We start from the raw sequence: 16,216 nt of genomic DNA, 5'->3' as shown, positions 1-16,216 counted from the left end.
GGACGCATAACGCTGGTTGATCGCTGCCCTCCCCCTTCGTCGCCTTCGGCGCCCCCTCCCCCTGGCGGGGGAGGATTGGTGGCTGCCGAACCCTGCGATAAGGGATGGCGCTGAAGGAGCCACCAATGCCGATCGACCCGACCAAGCCCTATGACGACCAGAACATCTTCGCGAAGATCCTGCGCGGCGAGATTCCGGCGAAGACGGTCTATGAGGACGACCACGCCCTCGCCTTCCACGACATCGCGCCCCAGGCGCCGCACCATATCCTGGTGATCCCCAAGGGCGCCTATGTCAGCTGGGACGATTTCTCGGCGCGCGCGTCCGACGCCGAGATCGCCGGCTTCATCCGCGCCGTGGGCAAGGTCGCGCGCGACGCCGGGTTCGTCGAGCCCGGCTACCGGCTGCTCGCCAACACCGGAGTCCATGCCGGCCAGGAAGTGCCGCACCTGCACGTCCATATCTTCGCAGGCCGCCCGCTCGGGCCCATGCTCGCGCGGTAATTGCGCCGGGACGCAACATTGTTTCACGTCGGCACGCCGTAAGGGATTGCGCGAGGCGCGTTTGCGACTAGGCTCGCGCCTTTACCAATTTGGGGGCGGCGCAACGCTCGCCGCATATGGGGATCAAGCAATGATATTCGGGCGCGTAAAGCCTCTCGATGCCATTCTAGCTACAGCCGAAAAGAAATCGCTCCACCGCTCGCTGGGCGCCTTCCAGCTGACCATGCTCGGCATCGGCGCGGTGATCGGCACCGGCATCTTCGTGCTTACCGCGGAGGCGGCGCAGAAGGCTGGACCGGGCATGATGATCTCGTTCGTTATCGCCGGCTTCGTCTGCGCGGTTGCGGCGCTCTGTTATGCCGAGATGGCAGCGATGGTGCCGGTCTCGGGCTCTGCCTATACCTACAGCTACGCCGTGATGGGCGAGCTGGTCGCCTGGATGGTCGGCTGGGCGCTGATCCTCGAATATGCCATTGCGGCCGGCGCCGTATCGGTCGGCTGGTCCGGCTATATGATGGGCTTCATCCAGCATAATTTCGGCATCGAAGTGCCGCTGCAGCTGATCCGCGGGCCGTTCGACGGCGGCATGATCAACCTGCCCGCGATGGCCGTCGCAGCGATCGTCACCGCGCTGCTGGTCAAGGGCACCAAGGAAAGCGCCTCGGTCAACGCGGTGCTGGTCGGCATCAAGATCCTCGCGCTGGCAATGTTCGTGGTCGTCACCCTGCCGGTGCTGAAGACCGGACAGTTCACACCGTTCGCCCCGCTCGGCTTCGCCGGCATCTCGGGCGCCGCCGCCTCGATCTTCTTCGCCTATGTCGGCTTCGATGCGGTCTCGACCGCCGCCGAAGAAACCAAAAACCCGCAGCGCAACATGCCGATCGGCCTGATCGGCAGCCTCGCGATCTGCACCATTTTCTACATGCTCGTCGCTGCCGGCGTGATCGGCACCGTCGGCGCGCAACCGGTGCATGGTCCGGCCGGCGAAGTGCTCTCGCCCGGCACGCCCGCGCTGTCGCAGGCATGCTCGGCGCTCACCGAACAGGCGGTGGTCTGCTCGAAGGAAGCGCTGGCATGGACGCTGCGCTCGATCGGCCATCCGTTCCTCGGCTGGCTGGTAGGTGCCGCGGCGATCATCGCCCTGCCCTCGGTCATCCTGATGATGATGTTCGGCCAGACCCGCATCTTCTTCGTGATGAGCCGCGACGGCCTGCTGCCCGAGTTCTTCTCGCGCGTGCACCCGAAATTCCACACCCCGCACGTCATCACCATCCTGACCGGCGTCTTCGTGTCGCTGTTTGCGGCGTTCTTCCCGGTGGGCCTGCTGGCCGACGTGTCGAACTCGGGCACGCTGTTCGCCTTCGCGGCGGTGTCGATCGCGGTGCTGGTGCTGCGCAGGACCGATCCGAGCCGCCACCGCCCGTTCCGCACCCCGGCGATCATGGTGACCGCGCCGATCGCAATCGCGGGCTGTCTCTACCTTTTCGTCAGTCTCTCGGGCCCGACGATCGCGCTGTTCTTCGGATGGGCGGCGGTCGGCCTGGTGGTCTATTACGCCTATAGCCGTTCGCGCAGCCATGTCGGTCGCGGGCTGGTCGACGTGCCGGAAGCCGATGCGGACGCCCCGCCCCAGCCGGTGCCGCCGATCGGCGACGCCCACACGCCGGGCTACAAGGACGCCTGATCTTCGGATCAGCGGCACAAAAAGAAAGGGCCGGAGGAGCGATCCTCCGGCCCTTCTGCTTTGGGTCGCTGTGGCGATCAGCCGATCTTGGCAGCGGCGAGCGCCTTCAGGTCCTTCTCGGCGCGGGCACCATAATGCTGGATGATCTCCGCCGCGCAGATCGCACCGAGCTGGAGCGATTCCTTCAGCCCCTTGCCCTGCGCCTGGCCGTGCAGGAAGCCGGCGGCGAACATGTCGCCCGCGCCCGTGGTGTCGACCAGCGCGCTGATCGGTTCGGCGGGAACTTCGATCCGCTCGTCGCCCTGGAGGGCCATCGCCCCCTTCTCGCTACGCGTGACGACGAGTAGCGGCACCTTGCCATGGATGTGCTGCACCGCCGCTTCGAAATCCTCATGCGCGCACAAAGCGAGCAGCTCTGCCTCGTTGGCGAACAGGATGTCGATCAGCCCGTCCTCGATCAGCTTGCGGAAATCGTCGCCGTGGCGCGAGATGCAGAACACGTCGGAGAGGGTGAAGGCCACCTTGCGACCGGCGGCACGGGCGATCTCGATCGCCTTGCGCATCGCGGCGCGGGGCTCTTCCGGATCCCACAGATAGCCTTCGAGGTACAGGATCGCGCCATTGGCGATCAGCTGCTCGTCGAGCGCGGCTGCCGGCAGGAACTGCGAGGCACCGAGGAAGGTGTTCATCGTACGCTGGCCGTCCGGCGTCACGAAGATCAGGCAGCGCGCGGAGGTCGGCTGACCGGCGCGTACCGCCGTATCGAAATGCACGCCGGCCGCGCGGATGTCATGCGCGAACACCGCACCGATCTGGTCGTCGGCCACCTGGCCGATGAACGCGGCTTTGCCGCCGAGCGCCGCGATGCCCGCGACAGTGTTCGCCGCCGAGCCCCCGGAGACCTCGCGGCCCGGGCCCATCTTGGCGTAGAGCGCATCCGCCTCTTCGGGCGAGAACATCAGCTGCATCGAGCCCTTCGGTACGCCGATCGATTCGATGAAGGCGTCGTCGGCCTGGGCGAGAATGTCGACGATGGCATTGCCGATCGCGACCACGTCGTAGCTGGGGTTGGTCAAGTTTGGGGCTCCAATTGAATTGGCGTCGCCGTAGAGAGAGGCCGCAAAGAGTGCAACCAAGGGAAACCCGTTTGAACGCTGTCCGTCTTGCCAAGCCATCGGGGCCGCTGCTGGCGCTATTGCTCGCCGCCTGTTCCGGGACAGTTCCCGATGCACGCCCGGCGGGGCCGCTGCCGGTACCCGGGCGGGTACCGGTGCCGGAGCAGCCGGCGAACCTCGCACCGATCCGCGGCCTTAATGCCACGCAATTGCTCACCCGCTTCGGCCAGCCGCGGCTCGACGTGACCGAAGGCAAGGGCCGCAAGCTCCAATTCGTAGGGCCTATCTGCGTGCTCGACGCCTATCTGTATCCGCCGGAACACGGGAATGGCGCGGCAACCGTCACCTGGGTGGACGCGCGTCAGCGCAACGGCAGTCCGCTCGACCAGGCGAGCTGCGTCGCGGCGCTGAGCAAGCGGAAGTAGCCTCGACCACCAAGCACCCCTCCCGCAAGCGGAAGGGGTGTGCGAGCCGCGGACGCTAAGCCTCCTCAAGGAAGCAGGATCGTCGATCCGGTCGTCTGTCCACCCTCGATGGCGCGGTGCGCTTCCGCGGCATCCCGCAGGGCGAAGCGCTGGCCGATCTCCGGCTTCACCGCGCCCTTCCCCAGCATCTCGAACAGGCGCGCCGCGCCGGCCCGCCGCTCCTCCGGCGTGACGTAATAATCGAACAGCTTGGGTCGGGTAACGAACAGCGAACCATGCTGGTTGAGCGTGGCAAGCTTCACGCCCTCTACGGAACCGCTGGCATTGCCATAGCTGAGGATCAGCCCGCGCCGTGCCGCAGACCCGAGCGACGCTTCCCAGGTAGCCTTGCCGATTCCGTCGAAAACCACCGGAACGCCTGCGCCGCCGGTGATCTCGCGCACCCGCGCCGCGACATCCTCCTGCCCGCGCGAGAGCAGCACATGGTCGCAGCCGACCGCCTTGGCCTTCTCCACCTTGGCCTCGTGGCCGACCGTGCCGATCACCGTCGCGCCGATGCCCTTGAGCCAGCCGACCGCGATCTGGCCGACGCCGCCCGCCGCGCTGTGGACCAGCACGGTCCAGCCCGGCTGCACCTTGGCGGCGCGCTCGACCATGAACTCCACCGTGCAGCCCTTGAGCAGCACCGCCGCCGCGGTCTCGCTGCTGATCTGCTCGGGCAGTTTGAACAGCGTCTCGGCCTTCAGGTTGCGCGCCGTGGCGTAGGACCCGAGCGCCGGCCCGAAGGTCGCCGCGCGGTCGTCGACCGCGAAGCCGGTAACGCCCTCGCCCACCGCCTCGATCACGCCCGCGCCCTCCACGCCGATGCCCGAGGGCATCTGCGCCGGATAGACGCCGGTGCGGTGGTACACATCGATGAAGTTGAGCCCCGCGGCTTGCGTCCGCAGGCGCACCTCGCCGGGGCCGGGCTCGGGCAGGTCGACCTCGACCCATTGCAGCACCTCGGGGCCACCGATCTGCTCGAACCGAATCATCTGCTCCATCGCCATTCCTTATATCCTCAATGCACCGGCCAGACGGCCATGATCAGTAGCGTACCGACGATCAAGACGAGCAGCGACAGGGGCGCACCCAGCCGCGCATAATCGCCGAACCTGTAGCCGCCCGGCCCCATCACCAACGTGTTGCACTGGTGGCCGATCGGCGTGAGGAAGTCGCAGCCCGCGCCCACGGCGGTCGCCATCAGGAATGCCTCGGGCCGATAGCCGAGCTCGCCCGCGAAGGTGGCGGCGATCGGCGCCATCACCAGCACCGTCGCGGCGTTGTTGAGGAACGGCGTCACCGCCATCGCGGCCGCCAGGATCATCGCGACCGCACCCCAGGGCGGCAGGGTCGCGGCGATATGGCCGAGATTGTCGCCGATTACCTTGCTGGCGCCGGTGGTGCGGAGCGAATCGCTGACCGGGATCAGCGCGCCGAGCATCACCAGGATCGGCCATTCGATATGCGCGTACGCCTCGCGCACCGGCAGCGCGCCGAGCAGGATGGTCAGACCCGCCGCCGCGAAGAACGCGACCGCCACCGGAACATAGCCAGTTGCCGTCGCCGCCATCGCCACGCCCAAGATCGCGAGCGGCAACAGCCCCTTGCGCGCGCTGCCAAGCCGCAGCTCGCGCTGGGCGAGCGGCAGGCAGCCGAGTTCGCCCAGCCGCTCGAACAGCAGGTCGAGCGGCCCCTGCAGCACGATCACGTCGCCCGCGCGCAGCTCGATGTCGCCGAGCCGGGCGGACAGCCGCTCGCCCTGGCGCGACACGGCGATCAGATTGACGCCGAACCGCTCGTGCAGCCCCAGCCGTCCGGCGGTGCGACCGATCAGGCTGGAATCGGTGCCGATCACCGCCTCGACCACCCCGACCTCGCCGGTGCTGCCGTCGGGCCGGGCACGATCCTGTCCTTCCAGCACCAGCGCATCGGTGGCGATCACGCGCTCCAGCTCGTCCGGCGCGCCGGTGAGGATCAGCACGTCGTCGGCGCAGAGCCGGTTGTCCGGAAAGGGCATGCTGCGGATGCCGCCGCGCAGGATGGTGGTGACCGCCACGGCATGATCGTGCCGCTCGCGAAATTCGGCGACCGTCTCACCCACCGCCGCCGAGCCCTCGGGTATGGCGGCTTCGGTGACGTAATCCTCGATGTCCATCGCCTCGCCCAGCGTCGGCGCGGCGCGGCGGCCGCGGGGGATCAAGCGATAGGCGAAGCGCAGGAAGACCAGGCCGACCAGCGTAAGCCCCAGTCCCACCGGCGCATAGTCGAACATGCCGAAGGGCTTGCCCATCATCTCCTCGCGCACGCGGCTGACGATGATGTTGGGCGAGGTGCCGATCAGTGTGATCAGCCCGCCGAGCAGCGAGGCGAACGACATCGGCATCAGGAAGGTGGCGGGCGAGGCCTTGGAGCGCTTGGCCATCTGGAAGGCAACCGGCATCATCATCGCCAGCGCGCCGATATTCTTGACCAGCGCCGAGGCGAAGCCGACGCTGGCGCTCAGCAGCAGCAGTTGCGAACGCACCCGCGTCACCCGCCGCTGGAGGAGCAGCATCGCCCGCTCGATCACGCCCGAGCGCTGCACGGCGGCGGAGAGCACCAGCGCCGAGGCAACGATGATGACGATATCGTCCGAAAAGCCGGTGAATGCCTCCTTGGGCTTCACCACCCCCACTGCCAACGCGGCGAGCAGCGCCAGCACCGCCACTATATCGTAGCGCAGCTTTCCCCACACGAAGAGCAGCATCATGCCCGCGAGCACGACGAGCGACAGAATCTGGGGAGTGGTCAAGCGTACCTCGCGATAGGGGTGCGAGGATGGAACGCGGGGATGGTGGGCTTGGCTCCGGCGGCCAACCATATCCTCCATGTGGCGGGGCAGGAACGCTTTTAGGTTTCTGCCCTCAGCGCAACCTCAATGCACGGTACCTAGCACCTTTTTTACCGACAGAAGCAGCACCAGCCGCTCGATCTGGCGCCAGCGGCAGAAGTGCACGACATTGCCGAGGTCGCGGCTGGCATCGGCGCGTGCAGCCGCCTCCCCGCAGGCAGCTTCGCCGAAGCGCCGAATCAGATCGGCGGCGTCGTTCACTTCGTCCCGATCGCCCAGATAGGGATAGACGTCCATTGCAACTCCAGCACACGGTGAGCTCCCGGCCCGTGCCAGCCTGATACGCCGATTTCCCTCCGCTCCGGTGGACGATGCTGGTGAACGATCGGGAAACCATGGGTGAGGCTGGCGCGACGCGCGGATTCGTGGCAAAGGGCCGCATGCAGTCCACCTCTTCGCGTTCGCCGATGGCCGGCGGCTTCCTGTTGACGGCGAGCATTCTCGTCGGCGCAGTGGCCGGAGCCTTACGCGGACAAGCGACGGCGGGGCTGCTGGCCGGGCTTGCGGTGGGGTTCGCCCTCTCGCTCGCTGTCTGGCTTATCGATCGCGCGCGAGGATAGAGGGGCGCGCCTGCCACTGTCGTATGGGCTTGCGGTGCGCCGCGCGTAGCCCCATTTTTAGGGTCTCAATGTCTATTTCAAATCTCCCGACGCGCCTCGCCGAGGCGCTGGAACAGCGTGGCTATTCCACGCTGACCCCGGTCCAATCCGCCGTCCTGGAAGACCAGGCCGCGGGCCGCGACCTCATCGTTTCCGCCCAGACCGGGTCTGGCAAGACGGTCGCCTTCGGCCTCGCCATGGCGCCCGAACTACTCGCCGGCGAAGAGATGCTGCCGCCCGCCGGTGCGCCGCTCGCCCTGATCATCGCGCCGACGCGCGAGCTGGCGCTGCAGGTCAGCCGCGAGCTGATCTGGCTGTACAGCCCGGCGGGTGCGCGCATCGCCACCTGCGTCGGCGGCATGGACGCCTCGAAGGAGCGTCGCACGCTGAATCACGGCGCGCACATCGTCGTCGGCACGCCGGGCCGTCTGCGCGACCATCTCGAGCGCGGCGCGCTCGACCTGTCCAGCCTGCGCGTCGCGGTGCTCGACGAGGCCGACGAGATGCTCGACATGGGCTTCCGCGAGGAGCTGGAAGCGATCCTCGACGCGACGCCGGAAGGCCGCCGCACGCTGCTCTTCTCGGCGACGATGCCGCGCCCGATCGTGGCGCTGGCCAAGCGCTACCAGCGCAACGCCTTCCAGATCACCACCAAGAGCGACGATCGCGGGCATGGCGACATCAGCTATCAGGCGGTGACCGTTGCGCCAGCGGACATCGAGCATGTCGTGATCAACCTGCTGCGCCTGCACGAGGCGGAGACGGCAATCCTGTTCTGCGCGACGCGCGACAATGTCCGCCATCTCCATGCCAGCCTGATGGAGCGCGGCTTCGCCGCCGTGGCGCTGTCCGGAGAGCATTCGCAGTCCGAGCGCAACCATGCGCTGCAGGCACTGCGCGATCGTCGCGCGCGCGTCTGCGTCGCCACCGACGTCGCCGCCCGCGGGATCGACCTGCCGACGCTGACGCTGGTGGTGCACGTGGAGCTGCCGCGCGATGCGGAGACGCTCCAGCACCGTTCGGGCCGTACCGGCCGCGCGGGCAAGAAGGGCACCGCCGTCCTCATCGTCCCCTATCCGCGCCGCCGCCGCGTCGAGCAGATGCTGCACGGCGCGCGCATCCCGGCGGAGTGGATCGACGCACCGACGCCCGAGCAGATCCGCGCGGCGGATCGCGAACGTCTGATCGCCGCGTTGCTCCAGCCGATCGAGACGGACGAGGAAGACGTGGCGCTGGCCGAGCGTCTGCTCGCCGAGAAGACCCCGGCCGAGATCGCCGCCGCGCTGGTCCGTGCCCACCGCTCGCAGCTGCCCGAGCCGGAAGAGCTGATCGAGGCGACGCCGGAAGCCCGCCGCGCCGCGCAGCAGGAGCGTCACCGCCCCGGCTTCGACGACACTGTCTGGTTCCGCATGGACATCGGCCGTCGCCAGAACGCCGACCCGCGCTGGATCCTGCCGCTGATCTGCCGTCGCGGGCATATCACCCGCAACGAAGTCGGCGCGATTCGCATCGCGGCGAACGAGACGCACTTCCAGATCCCGGCGCCGCTGGCGGCGAAGTTCGCGGCGGCGGTCGACAAGTTCGCGCGCACCGCGGGCGACGACGACGACGGCATCCGCATCGAGCGCTCGACCGAAGCGCCGCAGCCCGGCGCGCGTGCCGATGGCCCCGTGCGTCGCGGTCCGCCGAACCGCAGCAATGCCAACGGCAAACCCGGCGGCTTCCGCAAGGGCCCGCCGCGCCGCTGAGGCTTGAGATATGCTCCCCTTCCCGGCGTGGAATGGGAGCTGTTCGCTCTACTTCAAGCCGTCATCCCGGCGAAAGCCGGGATCCATTCGCCACTACGCCACAGCAAAAGCCCCGCCGGCGACCCCAATGGATTCCGGCTTTCGCCGGAATGACGATGGTCAGGTTGCGGGCGGACTGCTGGCGGCAGGCCGTTACTCCGCCCGGTGGCGCTTCCTGCCGTCGAGCGCGGAGAGCACCCCGCGCAGCGTGCGCAGTTCCTGGCTCGACCAGCGCGGCTTGGTGAGCAGCGTGCGCAACGTGCGCTTGGTCGACGGCACCCGGTCCGGCGGGAAATAATAGCCCGATTCGTCCAGCATTGCGTCGAGCTGGCCGATCATCCCGTCCAGTTCCTCCTGCGGCGCCGGCGGCTCCAGGTCGACCAGCGGTGGGCTCTCCAGCCCGACATGCTTCGACCATTCATAGGCGACCAGGATCACCGCCTGCGCCAGGTTCAGCGAACCGAACTCGGGATTGATCGGCACGGTGATGATCGTACGGGCAAGCGCCACATCGTCGGTTTCCAGCCCCGAGCGCTCCGGCCCGAACAGGATCGCGCTGCGGGTGGGGGCACCATGGATCTCGCGCGCGGCGACCTCGGGCGTCACCACCGGCTTGGTCACCCCGCGCTTGCGCACCGTGGTGGCGTAGACCTGCGCGCAATCCGCGACCGCATCGGCGACGCTCCTGAACACCTGCGCCTTTTCCAGCACGATGTCGGCACCGCTCGCCGCGGGGCCAGCCGAGGGATTCGGCCAGCCGTCGCGGGGGGAAACCAGGCGCATCTCGGTCAGCCCGAAGTTGAGCATGGCGCGCGCGGCCTTGCCGATATTCTCGCCCAATTGCGGGCGGACGAGCACGATCACGGGGGAATTCAACTTTTGCCGACCTCGCTGACGTTACCGGCGAATTCCTCGAAATCCTTCGCCTCGCGGAAGTCCTTATACACGCTGGCGAAGCGGATATAGGCCACCGAATCGAGGCCCTTGAGCGCTTCCATCACCAGCTCGCCGATGCGCTGGGAGGGGATTTCGCTCTCGCCGGTCGTTTCCAATTGTCGTTGGATGCCCGAGACCAGCCGCTCGATCTGCGCGGGCTGGATAGGCCGCTTGCGGCAGGCGGTGGAGACCGAGCGCATCAGCTTCTCGCGCTCGAACGGCTCGCGCCGGTCCCCGCTTTTCACGACCGTCAGGTCGCGCAGCTGGATGCGCTCGAAGGTGGTGAAGCGCGCCCCGCACGCCTCGCATTGCCGGCGCCGCCGGATCGCCGCCCCATCGTCGGTGGGGCGGCTATCCTTTACCTGGCTGGCTTCATTGGAACAGAAGGGGCAGCGCACTTAGCCGCCGTAGATCGGGAAACGTTCGCACAGCGCGCGGACGCGAGCCTTCACATCGGCCTCGACTGCGGCGTCGCCCGCCTCGCCCTTTGCGCGCAGGCCCTCAAGCACGTCGGCGACCATATTGCCGATCTCGCGGAACTCGGCCGGGCCGAAGCCGCGGGTGGTGCCCGCCGGCGAGCCGACGCGGATACCGCTGGTCTTCATCGGCGGCAGCGGATCGTTGGGGATGCCGTTCTTGTTGCAGGTGATCGCCGCGCGTTCCAGCGCCTCGTCGGCGTCCTTGCCGGTCACGCCGAGCGGGGTGAGGTCGACCAGCGCCAGATGCGTGTCGGTGCCGCCCGAGACGAGGTTGGCACCACGCTCCTTGAGCGTCGCCGCCAGCACCTTGGCGTTCTCGACGACCGCTGCGGCATAGCTCTTGAACTCGGGGCGCAGCGCCTCGCCGAACGCGACCGCCTTGGCGGCAATGACGTGCATCAGCGGACCGCCCTGCAGGCCCGGGAACACCGCCGAGTTGATCTTCTTGGCGATCGCCTCGTCATTGGTGAGGATCATGCCGCCGCGCGGACCGCGCAGCGTCTTGTGCGTGGTGGTGGTGACCACATGCGCGTGGCCGAACGGGGTCGGGTGCACGCCGCCGGCGACGAGACCGGCGAAGTGCGCCATATCCACCATGAACATCGCGCCCACTTCATCCGCGATCGCGCGGAAGCGGGCGAAATCGATGTGGCGCGGATAGGCCGATCCGCCGGTGATGATCAGCTTGGGCTTGTGCTCGCGGGCGAGCGCCGCGACCTGGTCATAGTCGATCAGGTGATCGTCGGGGCGCACGCCATACTGGACCGCGTTGAACCACTTGCCGCTCATCGCCGCGCGCGCGCCGTGGGTCAGGTGGCCGCCGGCATCGAGGCTGAGACCGAGGATGGTATCGCCCGGCTTGGTCAGCGCGAGCATCACCGCGCCATTGGCCTGCGCGCCCGAGTGCGGCTGGACGTTGGCGAAGCCGCAGTCGAACAGCTGCTTGGCGCGATCGATCGCCAGCTGCTCGACCTCGTCGGACGGGTGGCAGCCCTGGTAATAGCGCTTGCCGGGATAGCCCTCGGCGTACTTGTTGGTGAACACCGAGCCCTGCGCCTCGAGCACCGCCTTGGAGACGATGTTCTCGCTGGCGATCAGTTCGATCTGATGCTGCTCGCGGGCGAGCTCGTGCTCGACGCCGGCGAAGACCGCCGGATCGACGTCGCTCAGGCTTTTGGTGAAGAAGCCATCCGGCTGAAGGCCTGCCGTAACGGGATTGGTGCTCATGCGGGGCTCCTTTCGGGGTTGCTCAGCTTGTCCACGCGACGGACGTGCCGATCGCCGAGGAAAGCCGTTTCGAGAAACTGGGTGATGCAGGCCTTGGCCATCTCGATGCCGATCATCCGCGCGCCGAGCGCGATGACATTGGCATCGTTATGCTCGCGCGCAAGGCCGGCGGAAAGCGGCTCGGATACGAGCGCACAGCGGGCGGCGGGGTTGCGGTTGACCGCGATCGAGATGCCGATCCCCGATCCGCACAGCGCGATGCCGAAGGTCGCCTCGCCGGTCTCGATCGCCTTGCCGAGCCGGTAGCCATAGTCCGGATAGTCGACGCTCTCGGGTCCGTTGGTGCCCAGATCGAGCACGTCATGACCGGCTGCGCGCAACCAATCGGCGAGTTCTGCCTTCATTACGTAGGCGGCGTGATCCGAGGCGAGGGCGATGCGGTCTTGCATGGCGGCCCTCTACGCGCGTGTGCGCCCGCTGGCTAGACACCCAGGAGACCATATGTCGAAGACTCTGTCCGTTCTGCTTCCCGCGCTGGCACTCGGCCTCGCCGCCTGCTCGCCGAGCACCGAAGACCGCGTCGACAATTCGCTCGATCGTACCGGCGACTCGCTGGCCAATGCGGCCGACCGGCTGGGCGATCGGATCGAGAACCGCGCCGACGCCGCCGGCCGCGCGATCCGCGAAGGCGCGGACGATACCGGTGATGCGCTGGCGAACGGCGTCGATCGCGCCGGCAACGCGATCGATGACGCGGCGCATTGAATTCAATTCCGCCCCTCCCGCTTGCGCGAGGGGCAGCGGAGGGATCGACGTGCTAGAAGCGCTGTTAGGTTCCGGCCCCTCCCCACGCGGGAGGGGAACGTCCATCGTCAGGCTACTGCCTTCTTGCCTCGCTTTGGCGTTCCCGACTTCAGCACGCCGCGCCGGAACAACCGCGCCGCGATCGTCAACGTAATCGCCACCCACAACGCCTGCCAGGCAAAAGCGAACGCGTGCGGCCACAGCTCCGGGGAGTTCGCCGCGCGTGCCGCCATCGCCATAGGCGAGCTGAACGGCACGATCTCCGCTATGGTGGCGACCCAGCTTGCAGGATTGCCGGCCGCATAGGAAGACGTGCCGAACATCGCGAACTGGAAGATGGTGATCGGCAGCGACAGCATCTGGATCTCGCGCTGGGTGGAGGCGAGTGCGCCGACGCCGAGAAACACCGCGCTCTGCAGCAGATAGGCCATCACGAAATAGCCGATCAGCAGCAACGGGAAGATCGGCCCGACCGCCACGCTCAAATCGGACAGCGCGCCCGCCATGGCCGGCGGCATCAGCTTCGGCAGATTGGCGACCAGCGTTCCCCAGAAGGCAACGAAGAGCAACGCCGAGCCAAAGGCACCAAGCAGCTTGCCGAAGAACACGCTTTCCAGCGGCACCGCCGCGGCAAGGATCTCGATCACCTTGTTCGACCGCTCCTCCGCCATCGCGCCCACTGCCTGGCCGGAGAGCATCAGCGTGACGAGAAAGATCGCGAAGGTGGAGAAGTACGCCGCCTGCCCCCGCCCGCTGACCGTTGGCGCTTCCACGGCAATGGTCTCGAAGCGCGGGGTACTGCCGATGCCCGGCGCGTGCTCGGCCCGCAGCGCCTGCGCAGCGAGCGCCGCGAGATAGCGCCCCTCAGCCTCGTCGCCCGAACGCCGCAGCACCGTCGGATGGTCCAGCGGACCGTAGAGCACGGCCGCGGCCTCGATCGCCTCCGAATCAAAAAGCGCACGCGCCTGCTCTGCGGGATCGCCTCCGAGTGTATCGAGCCGCAGGCGAGGTCGGGCCGAGTCCCGACTGAACACGCTGCGCAACTCGCGATCGGCTGCGCGCAGCGCCTCCTGCTGGCCAGCGGGTGCGATTGCGACAATCCACTGGCGCGCTTCGCCGGCACTGCTCGCCGCCTGCCCGCTCAGGCCACCGATCACGCCGAACCCGATCATCAGCAACGGGCTCAGCAGGAAGAGCAGGAAGGTGGGCGTCATTACCGTCGCGGTGAGGTCGCGGCGGGCGATGGTGAACGCCTGGCGAAGGAAACGCGGCATCATGCGATGACCTCCGGTTGATCCGCCAGCGCCTCGGCACCGACGATGCGCACAAAGGCGTCGTGCAGGCCCGGCCGCTCGATGGACAGGCCGGCGATGCCGTGGCCCGCGTCGATCAAACGGACGAGCAGTGCCTCGATGCCGCCCTCCGGTACCGTGAACCGCCAGCTCCCCCCCGCGCGCACTGCATCGGCGGGCAGCATCGCGCCAATCGCATCGGCATTATGATGCGGCGTGTAGCGCGCCCGCAGCGGCAGCAGCGCGCGTGCCTCGTCGACCGTGCCCTCGAACCGCACCTTGCCACCAGCGATTACCGAGATGCGCTCGCACAGTCGCTCGGCATGCGCCATGACATGGGTGGAGAAGAGGATCGTCGCACCCCGGTCGCGCTGGCCGCGGATCAGCAGCTCCAGTCGCTCCTGGTTGACCGGGTCGAGCCCCGAAAAGGGTTCGTCGAGCACCAGCAGTTCGGGCTCGTGGACCACCGATCCGAGCAGCTGGACCAGTTGCGCCATGCCTTTCGAAAGCTTGCGGATCTTGTCATCGGCGGCATGGGCGAGGCCGGCGCTTTCAAGGAGCGCCCCCGCCCGCTTGCGACCGATCGCCCAGGGCAGGCCGCGCAGCGCACCCATGAAGGCGATCGCTTCCCGGCACTTCATGTTGGGATAGAGGCCGCGCTCTTCGGGCAGATACCCGACATGGTCGCTCATATCCCGTGGGTGGCTGCTGCCAAGCAGGGTGCGCTCCCCCTCGTCCGGCTCGATGATGCCGAGCAGCATGCGCAGCGTGGTGGTCTTGCCCGCACCATTGGGGCCGAGCACGCCATAGATGAGCCCCTTGGGCACCGCAATGCCGACGCCATCGACGGCACGCCGCTCACCGAAACGCTTGACCAGCCCAGAGGCACTGACGGCGAGTTGCTGCACGATGCCTCCCCCTTGCAATCACAACGTGGTAGCGGGTGCGCGTGCGGCAAGACAAGTCCCTCGAAGAACAGCTGAAGGCGAAGGCGGCAGAGATCGGCTTTGCGGCATGCGGCATCGCGCACGCAGACGCCGCGCCGCGCACCGCCGAGCGGCTGCGACAATGGCTGGACGAAGGCGCGCACGGCGACATGCTGTGGATGGAGGAGCGCGCCGAGCAGCGTGGCAGCCCCAAGGGCCTGTGGCCCGAGGTACGCTCGGTGATCGCGCTGGGCATGAGCTATGCCCCGGCCGCCGATCCGCTGGCACTTGCCAGCGAAGGCGAGGTCGGCCGCATCTCGGTCTATGCGCAGGGCGCCGACTATCATGACGTGGTCAAGCGGCGGCTGAAGGAGCTCGCCCGCTGGCTGGTCGCCGAGGCGCCCGGCGCCGAAGTGAAGGTGTTCGTCGATACCGCGCCGGTTATGGAGAAGCCTCTCTCGGAAGCCGCGGGGCTGGGCTGGCAGGGCAAGCACACCAACCTGGTCAGCCGCAGCCACGGCAGCTGGCTGTTCCTCGGCGCGATCTACACCACGCTGGACCTGACATCCGATGGCCCAAGCAGCGGTGGTTGCGGGAGTTGCGATGCCTGCCAGACCGCCTGCCCCACGGGCGCCTTCCCCGGCCCCTATCGCATCGATGCGCGCCGCTGCATCTCGTACCTGACAATCGAGAACAAGGGGCCCATCCCCCGCGAACTCCGCAAAGGGATCGGCAACCGCATCTATGGTTGCGACGATTGCCTGGCGGTGTGTCCCTGGAACAAGTTCGCGGCGGCCGCCCAAGCGAACCTCGCCTTCCATCCCCGTGCCGAGCTTACCGTGCCCAAGCTCGCCGACCTGCTGGCGCTGGACGATGCGAGCTTCCGCGAGGTGTTCGCCGGTTCGCCGATCAAGCGCATCGGTCGCGACCGGATGGTGCGCAACTGCCTGATCGCCGCCGGCAACAGCGGCAGTGCGCAGTTAGTCGCGCCGGTGCTGGCGCTGCTCGACGACCCGGCCGCGGTGGTGCGCGGCGCAGCCGCCTGGGCACTGGAAAGACTCGATCCGCGGCGCTGGCGGATGGAAGGCGACACCCGCAGGCTCGTGGAGCCGGACTCATCCGTCTCTGCGGAATGGAAGCCTGTAGCCGGCGCGGAGATGTGACCCGGGGATAGTAGCCTCCCCCTTTACACCAGTCATTTCCAACGAATTTTTATGTTCTCGACACAGAACTTTTACGATATGGTTAGGCTCTCTATGGGGCAACTGTGACGGTCAGGCGAGCGTGATAGGCTGTCGTTTACGGATCATGGCGTTGAGGATGACGAGAAGTTGTCTTGCGACGGCGATGAGGATGGTCTTGGGTGATTTGCCCTTGGCGCGCATCCTGTCGCGCATGGCGGTGAGGGCAGGAATGCGGCGTGAGGCATTGAGCGCGGCGATGTAGAGCGCCTCGCGGACCTTGCGTCGCCCGCCCCAGATGCGACGGGTACCGCGCCAGGATCCGC

The 16,216-nt window shown here is 67.6% G+C and carries 17 protein-coding genes and 1 pseudogene; 7 read left to right on the top strand and 11 right to left on the bottom strand.

Annotated elements, in window-relative coordinates; translation table 11 throughout:
• Positions 1-125 precede the first annotated feature (125 nt).
• Positions 126-503 carry a histidine triad nucleotide-binding protein gene (locus A7X12_RS12540; RefSeq protein ID WP_064311993.1) on the top strand — a complete coding sequence of 126 codons (378 nt, stop codon included), beginning with the start codon at positions 126-128 and terminating at the stop codon, positions 501-503.
• A gap of 130 nt (positions 504-633) precedes the next feature.
• Positions 634-2,187 carry an amino acid permease gene (locus A7X12_RS12535; RefSeq protein WP_064311942.1) on the top strand — a complete coding sequence of 518 codons (1,554 nt, stop codon included), beginning with the start codon at positions 634-636 and terminating at the stop codon, positions 2,185-2,187.
• Between the two features lie 77 nt (positions 2,188-2,264).
• Here A7X12_RS12535 and A7X12_RS12530 read toward each other — a convergent pair whose 3' ends face one another.
• Positions 2,265-3,263, bottom strand: a complete 999-nt coding sequence (locus A7X12_RS12530; protein WP_064311941.1) for an adenosine kinase — start codon at positions 3,261-3,263, stop codon at positions 2,265-2,267.
• Between the two features lie 71 nt (positions 3,264-3,334).
• On the opposite strand from A7X12_RS12530, the gene A7X12_RS12525 reads away from it, so the two are divergent.
• Positions 3,335-3,727: a hypothetical protein gene (locus tag A7X12_RS12525; RefSeq protein WP_064311940.1), complete on the top strand. Its 393-nt coding sequence runs from the start codon at positions 3,335-3,337 to the stop codon at positions 3,725-3,727.
• 65 nt (positions 3,728-3,792) lie between these two features.
• Here A7X12_RS12525 and A7X12_RS12520 read toward each other — a convergent pair whose 3' ends face one another.
• The 3 genes from A7X12_RS12520 to A7X12_RS12510 form a co-directional block, all read right to left on the bottom strand.
• Positions 3,793-4,770: a quinone oxidoreductase family protein gene (locus A7X12_RS12520; RefSeq protein ID WP_064311992.1), complete on the bottom strand. Its 978-nt coding sequence runs from the start codon at positions 4,768-4,770 to the stop codon at positions 3,793-3,795.
• Positions 4,771-4,787: 17 nt separating this feature from the next.
• Entirely contained in the window at positions 4,788-6,560 is a 1,773-nt protein-coding gene (locus A7X12_RS12515) for an SLC13 family permease (protein WP_064311939.1), read from the bottom strand.
• Positions 6,561-6,683: 123 nt separating this feature from the next.
• Positions 6,684-6,896, bottom strand: coding sequence for a hypothetical protein (locus tag A7X12_RS12510; protein WP_064311938.1), 213 nt, complete (start codon positions 6,894-6,896; stop codon positions 6,684-6,686).
• A gap of 80 nt (positions 6,897-6,976) precedes the next feature.
• Between A7X12_RS12510 and A7X12_RS12505 the strand changes: the two genes are divergently transcribed.
• Together A7X12_RS12505 and A7X12_RS12500 are read left to right on the top strand one after the other, a co-directional pair.
• A complete protein-coding gene (locus tag A7X12_RS12505) occupies positions 6,977-7,219 on the top strand; it encodes a hypothetical protein (protein WP_232318489.1) in 243 nt (80 codons plus the stop codon).
• A gap of 68 nt (positions 7,220-7,287) precedes the next feature.
• A complete protein-coding gene (locus tag A7X12_RS12500) occupies positions 7,288-9,006 on the top strand; it encodes a DEAD/DEAH box helicase (protein ID WP_064311937.1) in 1,719 nt (572 codons plus the stop codon).
• Between the two features lie 192 nt (positions 9,007-9,198).
• Here A7X12_RS12500 and A7X12_RS12495 read toward each other — a convergent pair whose 3' ends face one another.
• Genes A7X12_RS12495 through rpiB form a run of 4 tightly spaced genes read right to left on the bottom strand, consistent with a single transcriptional unit; the run spans position 9,199 to position 12,136 of the window.
• A complete protein-coding gene (locus A7X12_RS12495) occupies positions 9,199-9,921 on the bottom strand; it encodes an RNA methyltransferase (RefSeq protein WP_064311936.1) in 723 nt (240 codons plus the stop codon).
• Positions 9,918-10,379 (bottom strand): transcriptional regulator NrdR, encoded by a 462-nt coding sequence (nrdR, locus tag A7X12_RS12490; RefSeq protein ID WP_064311935.1) that lies wholly within the window; start codon positions 10,377-10,379, stop codon positions 9,918-9,920. The genes A7X12_RS12495 and nrdR overlap by 4 nt, the downstream gene beginning before the upstream one ends.
• On the bottom strand, positions 10,380-11,687 hold the full coding sequence (gene glyA / locus A7X12_RS12485) for a serine hydroxymethyltransferase (RefSeq protein ID WP_064311934.1): 1,308 nt from the start codon (positions 11,685-11,687) through the stop codon (positions 10,380-10,382).
• Positions 11,684-12,136 (bottom strand): ribose 5-phosphate isomerase B, encoded by a 453-nt coding sequence (rpiB, locus tag A7X12_RS12480; protein ID WP_064311933.1) that lies wholly within the window; start codon positions 12,134-12,136, stop codon positions 11,684-11,686. The genes glyA and rpiB overlap by 4 nt, the downstream gene beginning before the upstream one ends.
• Before the next feature lie 52 nt (positions 12,137-12,188).
• Between rpiB and A7X12_RS12475 the strand changes: the two genes are divergently transcribed.
• Positions 12,189-12,452 carry a hypothetical protein gene (locus tag A7X12_RS12475; RefSeq protein ID WP_064311932.1) on the top strand — a complete coding sequence of 88 codons (264 nt, stop codon included), beginning with the start codon at positions 12,189-12,191 and terminating at the stop codon, positions 12,450-12,452.
• A gap of 107 nt (positions 12,453-12,559) precedes the next feature.
• Here A7X12_RS12475 and A7X12_RS12470 read toward each other — a convergent pair whose 3' ends face one another.
• Entirely contained in the window at positions 12,560-13,768 is a 1,209-nt protein-coding gene (locus tag A7X12_RS12470; RefSeq protein ID WP_084445406.1) for an ABC transporter permease, read from the bottom strand.
• Entirely contained in the window at positions 13,765-14,691 is a 927-nt protein-coding gene (locus A7X12_RS12465; RefSeq protein WP_198162020.1) for an ABC transporter ATP-binding protein, read from the bottom strand. The genes A7X12_RS12470 and A7X12_RS12465 overlap by 4 nt, the downstream gene beginning before the upstream one ends.
• 41 nt (positions 14,692-14,732) lie before the next feature.
• Between A7X12_RS12465 and queG the strand changes: the two genes are divergently transcribed.
• Positions 14,733-15,872 carry a tRNA epoxyqueuosine(34) reductase QueG gene (gene queG, locus A7X12_RS12460; protein WP_064311989.1) on the top strand — a complete coding sequence of 380 codons (1,140 nt, stop codon included), beginning with the start codon at positions 14,733-14,735 and terminating at the stop codon, positions 15,870-15,872.
• A gap of 111 nt (positions 15,873-15,983) precedes the next feature.
• On the opposite strand, the pseudogene A7X12_RS25955 reads toward queG, so the two are convergent.
• Positions 15,984-16,216 (bottom strand): annotated as a pseudogene (locus tag A7X12_RS25955) (hypothetical protein); the annotation flags it as partial.

It is taken from the genome of Sphingomonas sp. TDK1 (assembly GCF_001650735.1).
Lineage (GTDB): Bacteria > Pseudomonadota > Alphaproteobacteria > Sphingomonadales > Sphingomonadaceae > Sphingomonas.
Note: the sequence above shows the minus strand (reverse complement) of the source record. Positions and strands in the feature narration are given on the sequence as shown.